The organism is Bacillus sp. sid0103, from assembly GCF_019219025.1.
In genome coordinates, this window is the sequence record NZ_JAHUWN010000003.1 from 294,885 (window position 1) to 307,966 (window position 13,082).

A 13,082-nucleotide genomic window follows, 5' to 3' on the forward strand; every position below is an offset into this window, starting at 1 on the left:
AACGGTAATTATATAGCAAAGAAAGCGATCGCAACATCCTTACGATCGCTTTTTCCATTTCACTCATGCTTCTAAAAATGAGTCATTCTCCCTGCTCGGTCATCAGAAAGATTACTTCCCTTTAGTTTCTATTTTTTCCGCCAAATTGTCCACTTCCATTTCTGTACATCCCGCCTGCATTACCAAAGCCGCCGATGCCAGTTCCAAAACCGCTCCTTTGCAACGTGCCTTCTGAATTGGTTGAGGTACTTGCCTTTGCTAGTTTTGGCAATTGAAGAGTCTCACCTTCTTTGACGCCCTTCGTGATCTCCACGTAATCTTCATTGGCCAGTCCTGTTTCGACTGTTTTATGCTCATTTCCAGTACCTGATCCAGTGGAAGTAACCATCACATATTTTTGATCATTGGAACTGTAAATGGCGTCAAGTGGTACATATAGTACATTTTCCTTACTTTCGGTAAGAATACTAGCTTCTGCGCTCATTCCTACCATTAATTGATCTGGTTTATTGATGTGTATAGTGACACCGAATGTAGACACACCATTTGAAGCTGTTCCCTCATCCGCAATCGCTGTCACTTTACCCGCGAAGGTTTTGTCAGGGAACGAATTAACTTTTACGCTTACCGCTTGACCTTTCTTGATTTTTGAAATATCCAGCTCATCAATTTGAACCACCGTTTGTAAGTCCTTATAATTGGTAACATGGGCGACAACTTGTCCGCTCGTTACGCGCTCACCTGCGGTAACTGAAATAGTCGTAATCACACCAGCAGCTGTAGCTGTCACAGGGTCACTTCCATCCGTAAAAGTGATTAATTCATCTCCTTTATTTACTTGCTCTCCAGCCTCAACTAACACTTCATCTATTTCTTTGTTATTAAGCTTGGATTTAATGTCTTCGCTCGTTACCGCTTGAACTGTTCCCGAACCGCTGATATTGACCTTCAATGTTCCTTTTTGTACAAGGGCTGTTCGGCCTGGTGCGGACACAGCTTTAGTTGTTAATTTCGAGGTAAACCATTGATAGCCGACAAAACCTATGACTAGACAGCCGAATAAAATGATAATCCATTTTTTCATCTTACGTTCTCCTTTTTTGATCCTTTCCATCTCCCTGGGACAGCATATTTTTTTAGAATAGCTATATTATTATCTCCTTTCCTTAACTTTTCCTTAAAAGATTGATAAAACAGTGATTGTCCGAACATGATTATGGATTGACACCCATTTTTATTTACTTTATAGTTTAACAAGTGAATAGTTAAACAGTTTAACTATTTTTATAAAAATGAGGTGAAATCAATCATGGATAAAAACATCATCCAAGAGTTAATCGACCGTTATGTGACCGTTTCTTTTCAAGTCCACAAAAAAGCAGAATATTTAATCAAGGGGCAAATTGGTGACGATCTCACAAACGATCAGCATTACATATTAAGGTATATTCATCAAGCAAAGGAATGTACATCCACAGAGCTCGCTGATGCATTTGAGGTCAATAAAAGTGCCATCACTGCCATCATTAATCGGATGGCAGACCGAGGACTCATAGAAAGAACGCGTGATGAAAACGACCGCAGGGTGGTTTACTTAACACTAACAAATGAAGGTTACACACTTTACGAGAATTGCCAAGAGAAAGTTCAATTGCTTGTTGAATCAATTATTACCCAATTTGATCAATCCGAAATTACTGCTTTTATCAATACCTATGAAAAATTGGCACAGATTTTAATCAACAAGAAAAAAGATGAACTGGGGGAATAAATGGTGAGAGCAATCATAAAAGGTAAATGGCTTATCTTAGTGGCGTGGATCCTCGTTATCACCGCATTATTTATGGTAGCTCCAAACATGGAAACACTGGTTCGGGAGAAAGGGCAAATAACTGTACCAGAAGGCTACTCTTCCACCATCGCCGAAAAAATACTTAAAGATGTCCAATCAACTGAAAACAGTGGCAGTAATCTCCAAACGGCCTTGGTTTTTCATAGTGACAAAAAGTTAACAAAGGACGATTTTGCAATTGCAGAAAAAGCTGTTAAACAGCTTGAACAAAACAAAGATAAACTTGGGATTTCCGAAATATTATCCCATTTTAATCAAGCCCAGCTAAAGGACCAATTGGTTTCTGAGGATGAAAAAACGATTCTAGTGTCCCTTAAGGTCGATGTAAAGGGTCGAGAAGCCAAAGAAATAGCAGACGAATTGTATCATGAAATTGATGATGTCAAGCTTGATCATTACTACACGGGAAACTGGGTAATCAGTGATGACCTCGTCACCAACTCTCAAGAAGGCTTGAAAAAAACAGAGGGAATTACTGTTGGCTTCATTCTGATTGTGCTCCTTCTAGTGTTTAGATCAGCTATTGCTCCCATTATTCCGTTGGTTACAGTAGGCTTCAGTTATCTTACAGCGCAATCGATTGTTTCCATCCTCGTGGATAAGGTTGACTTTCCACTTTCAACCTTTACCCAAATTTTCTTAGTCGCCGTCCTATTTGGGATTGGAACAGACTATTGTATCTTGCTGCTAAGCCGTTTTAAAGAGGAAATGGCAAAGAATGATAGTGTAACAGAGTCGATTGTGCAAACCTACCGAACTGCTGGAAAAACTGTTTTTTTTAGCGGCGTTGCCGTGATGATCGGGTTTGCTTCAATTGGTTTTTCAACCTTCAAGCTATATCAATCAGCAGCGGCGGTTGCTGTAGGAGTTGCGATCCTTTTAATCGCACTTGTTACGATAGTCCCCTTCTTTATGGCAGTGTTAGGCAAAAAACTATTTTGGCCATCCAAAGGCAAACTTGAACACAGCGAGAGTAAATTTTGGGGATTTGCTGGTAGATTTGCACTCGCACGACCATTGATTGCTTTTATCATAGTCGGGATCATCTCAGTCCCATTCTTATTCACCTACAAAGATCAATTATCGTTTAATTCACTTGAAGAAATCAGCGATGATTTTCCATCAATAAAAGGTTTCAACATCATCGCTGATTCATTTGGACCTGGCGAATCGATGCCTACGCAAATTGTCATTAAAAATGATGATCAAATGAATACATCCGAATATATGGCTATTACCGAAAAAATTAGTCAAGAGCTATCCCGTGTAAACGATGTTGAAACAGTTCGGTCCGTGACCCGTCCTACTGGTAACACACTTGACGACTTATATCTGTCCAAACAAGTGGCAAGTCTAGGTGATGGACTTGGCAAAGGTAATGACGGAATTAAAAAGATCAGTGATGGCCTCGCGGAAGCAGGCAGCCAGATGGCAGCCAATCAGCCAAAAATGCAGGAAGCCACCGCTGGAATCAACGAGTTAATAAACGGAACCACTAAACTAAAAACAGGGATGGGAGACATACAAGGAGGACTTACCGAAATTGAGAAAGGACTTAAATCAGGTTCTGCTGGTTCTACCCAAATCAAAGAGGGCTTGGCCCAGGTTAAAACGAAATCTGAAGAGGTTTTAGCTGGAAGCAAACATTTGCTGGGGGGCTATCAGAAAGCAAGTGCTGGCTTAGCTGTACTAAACGGGCAATATGAAACAATAGCAACTAAATTGAATACATTGCACGATTCTTTATCTGCCACCAATCAATATTTTGCTAATCTGGAAAAAAAGTACAGTGATATTGGTCAAAATCAAAACTACCAAGCTATTAAAAAGACGGTTCAGGGCTCGCAAACTGCAACAAAGGAGTTAGCTGGAGGATTACAGCAATTAAATGGCGGACTTAAGAATGCCCAAGAAGGAATTCAGTTTGCCAATAGTAAGTTTTCAGACATTACAAAAGGCCAAAAAGCTTTGATTAACGGGATGGAAGGTCTTTTAAAAGGAGTTTCCGATCTTGAAACAGGACTTAATAAATTGACTGCCGGGCAAGGAAAAGTCATTGCCGGACTTCCCCAATTTACCGGTGGACTATCTGGAATCAATGACGGACAAAAACAGCTGCTGACAGGCTTCCAAGATATGGGCAGTCAGATTACGCAGCTTTCAGATGGCTTAACCCAAAGTTCTGATGGTTTAAATCAAGTTTCAGACGGTCTGAATTCTGCTCAGGATTATCTGGCTGAAGTATCAAAACAAAAGCAAAACGGATTTTATATTCCACAGGATGTCCTTGACAGTAAAGACTTCGAGCAAGCACTGGATGCTTACTTGTCAAAAGATAGAAAAGTAATGACGATTGATGTAATCTTTAGCAAAAATCCGTATTCTAATGATGCGATTAACCGCGTTCCTGAAATTAAGGAAGCCGTTAAACGCGTAATTAATGAAACCAAACTTGAGAATGCTAAAGTGGCGGTTGGCGGTGTTTCAAGTATGCATAATGATCTTGATTCCATTTCAAAAGCGGATTATTCAAGAACCGTTGTGCTGATGCTGGTAGGGATAAGTATTATCCTAATCATCCTGTTACGTTCGTTCATTATGCCACTGTATCTTATTGGTTCATTAGTCTTAACCTACTATACTTCAATGGCCATTTCAGAAAAAATCTTTGTTAATTTATTAGGTTATTCCGGAATAAGCTGGGCAGTTCCATTCTTTGCTTTTGTTATATTAGTAGCTTTAGGGATCGACTATAGTATTTTCTTAATGGATCGTTTCAATGAATATCGAAGCCTGCCTGTCGATAAAGCCATACTCCTTTCTATGAAAAAAATGGGTACTGTCATTATCTCGGCGGCTGTTATCTTAGGCGGTACATTTGCTGCGATGATGCCATCAGGTGTTTTATCCTTACTTGAAATTGCAACGATCCTCTTAATCGGATTAGCCTTGTACTCCCTAGTCGTGCTTCCATTGTTTGTCCCTGTAATGGTGAAAACATTCGGTGAAGCCAACTGGTGGCCATTTATTAAAAATAAAGATAATGACAATCTTATAGATTAATTTAGGTGCGCTGGTCGATTGGATCAGCGTTCTTTTTTATCAATCAGTTAATTTTGAAACTTTTTCTCCTTTTTTTCGTACATATAAGTGTTGTACATATTGAAGGAACTCAGTCTATCTAGAAATTTTTCCCTTTTTTATAAATACATTATAATGTACATAAGAACTTATTCGATGAGGAGTGAATCAAGTGGGTGTTACACTTAGCAAGGGACAAAAAGTAGATTTAACAAAATCTCACCCCGGCCTGCAAAATGTCGTGGTCGGGTTAGGCTGGAGTATTAATCATCAAGGTTCAAACTTTGATTTAGATGCGTCAGCATTTTTATTAGGAGAATCTGGTAAGGTGAACAGTGATCAAGATTTTGTGTTTTATAATAATCCTATTGGCGGAAACGGCTCAATTATCTATAGTGGTGACAACCGTACTGGTGCAGGAGCACAAGATGATGAGCAGATCAGGATTGATTTAACCAAGGTACCATCAAACATTCACCGGGTTGCCTTCACCATCACCATTCATGATGCTCAAGTGAAACGTCAAAATTTCGGACAAATCTCCGACTCATATGTACGTATTTTTAATGAGCAAACGCACGAGGAATTATTGAGATTTAATTTAGGACGGGATTTTACAGTTGAAACAGCAATTGTCACTGCAGAATTGTATCGACACAATGGTGAATGGAAGTTTAATGCGATAGCCAGCGGCTTCCAAGGAGGACTTGCTGCACTTTGCCGGAACTTTGGTATTGCCGTTGATGACCCTCCAGTGAGTGTGCCAACACCACCACTGTCACAGCCATCAACCTATCAGCCAACTCAGAGTTATCAGCAAAGTAATCCATACCAACAAAACCAAACATACCCTAATTATCAGCAGCCGGTTCATCTTGAACCTGAACCATCCTATCAACAACCTGCTTATGGATTTCCGACACAGTCCTATCCTGCAACCGTAAATTCACACCAGACATACGGTGGAGATGATATCATTTGTCCGCGCTGCCATTCGTCTAATGTACGGACAGGTAAGAAAGGATTCGGTCTCGGTAAAGCAGCAATTGGCGGACTAATACTTGGTCCGGTCGGCTTACTTGGTGGCTTTATCGGTAAAAATCAATTAAAGTTTTCTTGCAATAGCTGTAGCAATTCCTGGTCCCCTTCGCAAACCGATTACGCAGAATGGGCAAATACTCAAAAAAGAAGAGCACAAGAACTTTTTAATCGCTATAAAAGTCAGGATGTCCTTGAAGCAGTGGTTGCTGCCTGTGCTTTAGTGGCGATGGCAGACGGATACTTAGATGCATCAGAACGCCAGAAAATGATTGAGTTTGTTCATCAAAGTGACGAATTGCGAGTGTTTGATACGACTAAAGTCATCCAAAAATTCAACATGTTTGTCTCTAGAATAGAAAATGACAGGATGATGGGCCGTGCCGAGGCATTTCGTGCTCTTGGAAAAATAAGAACCAAGCCCGAAATTGCTCGTCTGGTCGCCCGTTATTGCATCGCGATTGGCTATGCAGATGGAAATTTCGACAACAACGAAAAGCAAATGGTGAGCGATATCTGTCGTGAACTCGGCCTAAATCCTGCAGAGTTTTTATCGTAATTTAACAAGCGGCAGCGTCATTTGCGCTTTATATCGTCTGGAGCACTCCAATTGAAAAAAGCCTCAAATCCATCTCGGAATTGAGGCTTTTTCTGTTAATGTTTCCACACTCGTTTATTCTCAACTCTTTTAGTAAGGCCTAATGAATCTAATTTTTCTAAAAACGGGATCATATATTTCCGTGACAGACCAAGAACGTCTTTCGCTTCTCCAACGTCAAATTCAGCACCTGTCTGACTGCGAAGTTTAGCTGCTGCTTGTTGAAACACTTCTCCATGATAAGCAAACTGACCATCCAATGGGACAAGTAGGTCCTCCTCTTCTAGAAAGCGTCGTAAATCTGCTTCAATATTGTCAGGTATACCTGCATCAGCAAAATACTCCTTTAAGTAGCGAACTTTTAATCCATCCTTTTTCAAATTAGCAACTAGATTTTCAGTCCGCTTTCCCCAGTTTTTTGGTACATGAGGGACAAAGCTTGCCAACGAAACAAACTGTCCATTTCTGTTAAAGATATGAGTGATAATCCCATTCTCCAGAACATAATCCAGCAAATGTTTTGGGACTCTTTTTTGCATCGTTTGCAGCAGCTCAGCTTTATTTATCCCCATTTTCATCGAATGACGAAGATGAAAATCCTGTAATCTATCAATCATGTCTTCCTCAATGGAATGAATAAGGAGTCGATGTGTATACTCTTTCCCATCAAATAAGACAAATTCTTCCTCAACTAATTGCTCTTTTAATCTGTCTTCGTCTAATGAAGTCCGTTTGATTAACTCGTGCAGCGGCAAGCACTTCGCTTCCATTAACGCAGCAGTAATTCGTTCCTTGGGCGAACCCACCTTTTTCTTTTCAAGTTCTTCGATGGTCTGATTACCAAAACGATACTTATCACCACGCGGGTCAATCACCCAGCCCCCGCCAATCGTCTCTTGCGGGCTGGGGCGGCGTAGAATAAACCGGTCACCGCGTTTGGTTATAATTTCTTCCTCAAGTCTGAGCTGACAAAGGATATCGTCATTTTCCTCCTTGATTTCATTGCGATCAAAAAAGACAATCCGACCCATGACCTCCGCCGTTCCGATATGAAGCTTAATCGGCATCCTCTGTTTCACATTATGTTGAAGGTCTTCAACAACACGAATAGCTACATCCAGAGTTTTCGTTACAAGGAAATGTTCTGATGAAACAAGTACATCTCCCCTTTCAACATCTTCTTTCGCCACGCCGGAAAGGTTGATGGCCGTGCGCTGTCCTGCATAGGCTTTTTCAGCCTGGTTATGATGGACTTGAATCTGCCGTGCTCTGACCTCTATCCCTTTTGGCATAATTTTTAGCGTTTGTCCCTCTTCAACTGTTCCTTCATACACCGTGCCGCGAACCACAGTCCCTTGACCCTTAACGGTAAATACCTGGTCAATGGGCAGGCGGAATGCCCCTTTGGCATCACGCATTTCTTGTTCCTTTAACGTTTTGATGATTAATTCTTTAATCTCATCGATCCCTTTATGAGATAGGCTGTCTACTAAAACAAACGGAGCATTCTCAAATACGGTTCCAGAAAGTTCAACCAAAATATCATCTTTTACGAGTTCGATAAATTCTTCATCTACTCTATCAATTTTTGATATAGCCACTAATCCATTTTTTACACCTAAGAACTTCAAAATATCGAGGTGCTCCCTCGTTTGCGGCATTACACCTTCGTCGGCTGCAACAACGAGCACAACGAGATCAATCCCGGCAACACCAGCAATCATTTGTCGGATAAATCGTTCGTGTCCGGGCACATCTATCACAGAAATTTGTATTTCATTATCTTCGTATAAGGGAGCAAACCCAAGCTCGATTGAAATTTGACGTTCCTTTTCTTCTTTTAACCGGTCTGTATCTACATTAGTTAGCGCCTTTGTTAAAGACGTTTTCCCGTGGTCAATGTGACCAGCCATACCAATCGTAAAAAATCGTTTTTCCAACGATGCCACCTACTTTTCCATTCTTCCCTTCTACTGTATCGATTATGGCACTAGGGTTCAAGAGTAGATTTTGCAACAAATACCCACTCTGTTCATGATTTCCCCTTTGTGCTTTCGAAATGAATGTGGATTCGGACCCTCCTGAGCAAATTCAAGCTTATGCAGTCCAAACTCCACCCGCAATCAATCCTACCTCTTAAGACATCATTTAAAATCGTTATTTCTCCTGCTCCTTAACTAACATGAAACGATATAATCCTATTAATAAAGATTGAACGACTAGATAGGTACATATTGAGTAAATAATGCTGTTGCCGTTTTTATAGGTAAAAACACCCATTTTATGGTAAACCCACTCTACAGCAGTAGCTGCAACTGAAGTACTGAAAATAAATAACACTAAATACCGGTCCCTTAGTTGCAGTTTTTTATAGATAAACAGAAACCCGTAGGCAAATGGCGGATAAAGAAAATAAACGACGATATCCATTACTGTATAAGCAGGACCATCCATGATATCGTAAAAGTCAAACGGTTCAGCCCCCATGGAGTTATCGAAAAGCCCTGCGGTTGTAAGGCTGTAGAGGAAGATTAGAATAGTCATTTGCATTGAAAAAACTTTTGGCAAAAAGAAATAAATACCCCATGAGATAATAAATGCAAAAATAACAAAATAATCATTCAAATCAAACTTATCTTCTACCAACATCATCGTCGCTCGCCTCTTTTCCCCATTCCTCTAAACCATTTGAGGCCTAATATCACTAAAAATAAGAAAAGGAGATAATATGAAAGAGTAGTAAGATGATTCCATTTCTTAAAACTATATAAGTGACTACCTAAATTTATTATATCGATGGCCATAATAATTAAAATGAACAACAAAAAGAGCAACAGCTGTTTTTTGAAGGGGCTATTAAGAATATGCAACGTAATATATGAAACAAATAAAGGGATAAAAACACTTCGAAATAGAAGAAAGGCAATATATAATTTCGGATTGGTAGTGGTTTTCATCCATTTAAATGTTTCAAATAAACCTAAATAGGTATGAGTATTTATCAGACACGAAAGAAGAACTAGAAATAAAATGTTTCCTTTCGACCCCCGGGATTGTTGGCGATTAAAAATAAGCAAACCAATCATCAACCAACTTAATATGAAATAGAAGGTAATAACCATGATATCTCCTCTTCAAATCTTCTCAAAATCTGGTCCTAATCTATAGCTTTTCCTTCTTTTACGAAAAATAGAAATATTTCACACTTCTTTAACTTCAAATAAAAATGACGAGTGAATTTGGCACCCGTCATTTTTTCGTAAATGATTTTTCAATTAATCGTAATTAAATCCTAGTTTCTTTCAATTTCCTGTAAATCTTTCATCAGCATTTCTTTTGAGGCATCATCTCCTACCTTTTTGGCATATTCGCTTGCTTGTTCAGCTTGTTCGATTGAACTCTCAGTATAACCTAACAAAGAATTTGCGCGACTTAGGGCTTCATAGGCATAGCCAATGTAAAACGGCTCAATGTCGTTTTCTAAACTGACGGAAAGACAACGTTTAGCATAATATAGGGATCTCTCCCCCAGGCCGGCTATTGCATAAACTCGCGATAACTGCCAATAACCAATTGATAAATTCTTAGCAGTATGTTCTTCTACTTGAGTCCAATGCCAAAAGGAGGTATGGGCAAGATGGATCATTTTCTCTTCCTCTTCTTTTGTTCTATCATTTAAATCAAGGAGGTCCCAAACTGCATTAAAACAATTCACCGCTAATTGTCGATGTGAAAAAGTCGTTGTAATTGTTGTCATCATGCTTCCACCTTTCTTTTTTCAAAATTACTAATATACAATCCTGGTACAACTTCAAAATCACCAATAAATGTATAGCCATTTTTCAAATACAAATGCTTCGCCGGTGAATTCGCTTTACCTGTTGATACCTTATAAACAGCCAAAAGCGGATTTATATCCTCAAGTTCGACCAATAACCTTTGCGCAATCCCTTTACGGAAATGAGCAGGATGCACGATCATCCGACAAATCGTCAACACATCTCCAGTAATCGTATAGGAAATAGCACCAACAAGTTTTCCCTCCAAAAAATAACCAATAAATGATTCCTCACAATCTCTTAATTCATTGATGGTTTCTACTAGAGGCGGGATTTCAAAAAAATTTATCAATTCCGCTTCAACAAGATAGGCTGCTCTTTGAAGTGCCAGCAATTCTTCTGTCAGATTCATATTATGTAAATCAATTTTTTTAATCATCTCAGCCATTTCCCTTCTCTTTCTACTAATAGGATATATCATTATTTTATTGAAAAATAGCAATTATTTTAAAGTTCCAACTTTTTTCTTAGGGCAGTCGCCATCACCTCTTTTTCGATTACATCCAAACCAACATATAAGTTATGATATACAGGATTATATTTACTTTTCAGATAATTCAACTTACGATTAGAACATGAGATTTTCTTTAAATAAAACGGGGGGATTCAGTTGAAATTTGACGTGATTGTGGTTGGTGCAGGTTTAGCTGGTTTAGTGGCAACGGCTGAACTTGCAGATGCAGGAAAAAAAGTACTGCTTTTAGATCAAGAACCCGAAGCCTCTCTCGGTGGTCAGGCTTGGTGGTCATTTGGTGGTTTATTTCTCGTCGATTCTCCCGAACAAAGAAGAATCGGGATTAGGGACTCCAAAGAACTTGCCTGGCAAGATTGGTTAGGGGCAGCAGGCTTTGACAGAGAAGATGACGAGGATTATTGGGGAAAAAAGTGGGCAGAAGCTTATGTTAATTTTGCCGCAGGGGAAAAACGGGCATGGCTGACAGGAATGGGGGTTCGTTTTTTCCCGGTTGTCGGCTGGGCAGAGCGTGGGGGTTATACCGCAGAAGGTCATGGTAATTCGGTCCCCCGCTTCCACATTGTCTGGGGGACAGGTCCCGGTCTTGTCAAGCCGTTTGAGGATCGAGTTAGACATGCAATGAAGGAAGGACTCGTCGATTATCGTCCCCGCCATCGTGTGAATGAATTAGTCAAGGAAAATGGCGCCATTTGTGGGGTTAGAGGTGATATCCTCGTTTCAAGTACTACAGCCAGGGGAGAAGCAAGTTCCCGAGAGGTAGTAGGAGAATTTGAGTATCATTCATCGGCTGTTGCTGTAACAAGCGGCGGGATTGGCGGAAACCATGACCTCATTAGAAATAATTGGCCGGAACGCCTCGGGAATGCTCCTAAACAGATGATCTCAGGAGTGCCTGAACATGTGGACGGAAGAATGCTTGGAATAACAGAGAAAGCCGGAGGACGAATTGTCAACCGCGACCGAATGTGGCATTATACCGAAGGAATTAAAAACTGGGACCCTGTCTGGCCTAACCATGGAATACGAATCCTGCCTGGTCCCTCCTCGCTTTGGCTTGATGCCAAAGGACAGCGTTTTCCTGCGCCAAATTTTCCTGGGTTTGATACCCTGGGGACCCTTGAAGCAATAATGAAATCTGGTTATGACTATTCCTGGTTCATCTTAACGCAAAAAATAATTGAAAAAGAATTTGCCTTATCAGGTTCGGAGCAAAATCCTGATTTAACAGGGAAAAGTATCAAGAAAGTGTTAGCCCGTGTCCTGCCTGGCCCTACAGCACCGGTTAAGGCTTTCATGGATAAGGGCGAGGATTTTGTGATTGCGAATACCCTGCCTGAGCTGGTAGATGGCATGAACAAACTAAGCGGTGACCATTTATTATCGCTCGATGCGATTGAACGGCAGATTCTTGCCCGAGACAGGGAGATTGAAAATAAATTTACAAAGGATCTTCAAATTACGGCCTTGCGTGGGGCCAGAAATTATCTTGGTGACAAATTAATAAGAGTTGCTCCCCCGCATAGAATTCTTGATCCAAAAATGGGACCTTTAATCGCTGTTCGGTTAAACATTGTCAGTCGGAAAACCCTAGGCGGCTTGCAAACCGATTTATCCGGCAGAGTCCTTGATGCAACAGGAAAACCGGTCCCAGGGCTTTACGCAGCTGGAGAAGTTTCAGGTTTTGGCGGTGGCGGAATTCATGGCTATCGCTCGTTAGAAGGAACCTTTGTCGGCGGCTGTTTGTTTACAGGAAGACAGGCTGGACGTGCAATTGCTAAAGAATTATCATGAGTATGATGTTATTTAAGGAGGTGAGAATATGTCTTCATTAGTTTTCATGGCACTTTATCGTCCTAAACCAGGAAAAGCGGAAGATTTGAAAGAAGTCCTTAAAGTACATATCCCAACACTCCGAGAGGAAGAATTAATTACAAGCCGAGAATTATTAACACTTCAAGCTGCGGATGGGACTATCATTGAGATCGCTGAATGGCGGTCAACCGAGGCAATTGAAAAAGCACACCAATCCGCAAAAGTAATGGCTGTTTGGGATAAAATCGGTTCCTTGGCCGAATTAACAAGTCTTTCAACACTTGCTGAATCACAACACCCTTTTCCTAATTTTAAGCCTTTATAAGTTGAGCTCGCCATACTGAATAAAACGCAAAAAGCAGTGAAATTTTTCAAGTAAATGAAATT

Annotated in this window: 10 protein-coding genes; 5 read left to right on the forward strand and 5 right to left on the reverse strand. The window is 40.4% G+C overall.

Annotation, left to right across the window (positions count from 1 at the left end; genetic code table 11):
- Positions 1–121: 121 nt before the first annotated feature.
- Positions 122–1,084 (reverse strand): efflux RND transporter periplasmic adaptor subunit, encoded by a 963-nt coding sequence (locus KW850_RS05495; protein ID WP_218346552.1) that lies wholly within the window; start codon positions 1,082–1,084, stop codon positions 122–124.
- A gap of 225 nt (positions 1,085–1,309) precedes the next feature.
- Between KW850_RS05495 and KW850_RS05500 the strand changes: the two genes are divergently transcribed.
- From KW850_RS05500 to KW850_RS05510, 3 genes are all read left to right on the forward strand, one after another.
- Positions 1,310–1,771 (forward strand): MarR family winged helix-turn-helix transcriptional regulator, encoded by a 462-nt coding sequence (locus tag KW850_RS05500; RefSeq protein ID WP_218346553.1) that lies wholly within the window; start codon positions 1,310–1,312, stop codon positions 1,769–1,771.
- A gap of 3 nt (positions 1,772–1,774) precedes the next feature.
- Positions 1,775–4,915 (forward strand): MMPL family transporter, encoded by a 3,141-nt coding sequence (locus KW850_RS05505; protein ID WP_218346554.1) that lies wholly within the window; start codon positions 1,775–1,777, stop codon positions 4,913–4,915.
- Between the two features lie 190 nt (positions 4,916–5,105).
- A complete protein-coding gene (locus KW850_RS05510) occupies positions 5,106–6,530 on the forward strand; it encodes a TerD family protein (protein WP_218346555.1) in 1,425 nt (474 codons plus the stop codon).
- A 95-nt stretch (positions 6,531–6,625) separates the two neighbouring features.
- Here KW850_RS05510 and selB read toward each other — a convergent pair whose 3' ends face one another.
- From selB to KW850_RS05530, 4 genes are all read right to left on the reverse strand, one after another.
- On the reverse strand, positions 6,626–8,509 hold the full coding sequence (selB, locus tag KW850_RS05515; protein ID WP_218346556.1) for a selenocysteine-specific translation elongation factor: 1,884 nt from the start codon (positions 8,507–8,509) through the stop codon (positions 6,626–6,628).
- 217 nt (positions 8,510–8,726) lie between these two features.
- The gene (locus tag KW850_RS05520; RefSeq protein ID WP_218346557.1) at positions 8,727–9,221 is read right to left on the reverse strand and encodes a hypothetical protein; all 495 of its coding nucleotides are present in this window, start codon (positions 9,219–9,221) and stop codon (positions 8,727–8,729) included.
- Positions 9,222–9,861: 640 nt separating this feature from the next.
- Positions 9,862–10,326 (reverse strand): hypothetical protein, encoded by a 465-nt coding sequence (locus KW850_RS05525; RefSeq protein WP_218346558.1) that lies wholly within the window; start codon positions 10,324–10,326, stop codon positions 9,862–9,864.
- Complete coding sequence (locus tag KW850_RS05530) at positions 10,326–10,796, reverse strand: GNAT family N-acetyltransferase (protein ID WP_256358095.1); 471 nt, start codon at positions 10,794–10,796, stop codon at positions 10,326–10,328. Before KW850_RS05530 ends, KW850_RS05525 begins: the two co-directional genes overlap by 1 nt.
- 222 nt (positions 10,797–11,018) lie before the next feature.
- Between KW850_RS05530 and KW850_RS05535 the strand changes: the two genes are divergently transcribed.
- Positions 11,019–12,674 (forward strand): FAD-binding dehydrogenase, encoded by a 1,656-nt coding sequence (locus tag KW850_RS05535; protein WP_218346559.1) that lies wholly within the window; start codon positions 11,019–11,021, stop codon positions 12,672–12,674.
- Positions 12,675–12,702: 28 nt separating this feature from the next.
- Complete coding sequence (locus tag KW850_RS05540) at positions 12,703–13,020, forward strand: putative quinol monooxygenase (protein ID WP_218346560.1); 318 nt, start codon at positions 12,703–12,705, stop codon at positions 13,018–13,020.
- Positions 13,021–13,082 lie beyond the last annotated feature (62 nt).

Excerpts from the sequence above, each read along its gene's own strand:
- KW850_RS05495 (WP_218346552.1), bottom strand. The coding sequence starts at position 1,084 with ATGAAAAAATGGATTATCATTTTATTCGGCTGTCTAGTCATAGGTTTT.
- KW850_RS05500 (WP_218346553.1), top strand. The coding sequence starts at position 1,310 with ATGGATAAAAACATCATCCAAGAGTTAATCGACCGTTATGTGACCGTT.
- KW850_RS05520 (WP_218346557.1), bottom strand. The coding sequence starts at position 9,221 with ATGATGTTGGTAGAAGATAAGTTTGATTTGAATGATTATTTTGTTATT.
- KW850_RS05525 (WP_218346558.1), bottom strand. The coding sequence starts at position 10,326 with ATGACAACAATTACAACGACTTTTTCACATCGACAATTAGCGGTGAAT.
- KW850_RS05530 (WP_256358095.1), bottom strand. The coding sequence starts at position 10,796 with ATGGCTGAGATGATTAAAAAAATTGATTTACATAATATGAATCTGACA.
- KW850_RS05540 (WP_218346560.1), top strand. The coding sequence starts at position 12,703 with ATGTCTTCATTAGTTTTCATGGCACTTTATCGTCCTAAACCAGGAAAA.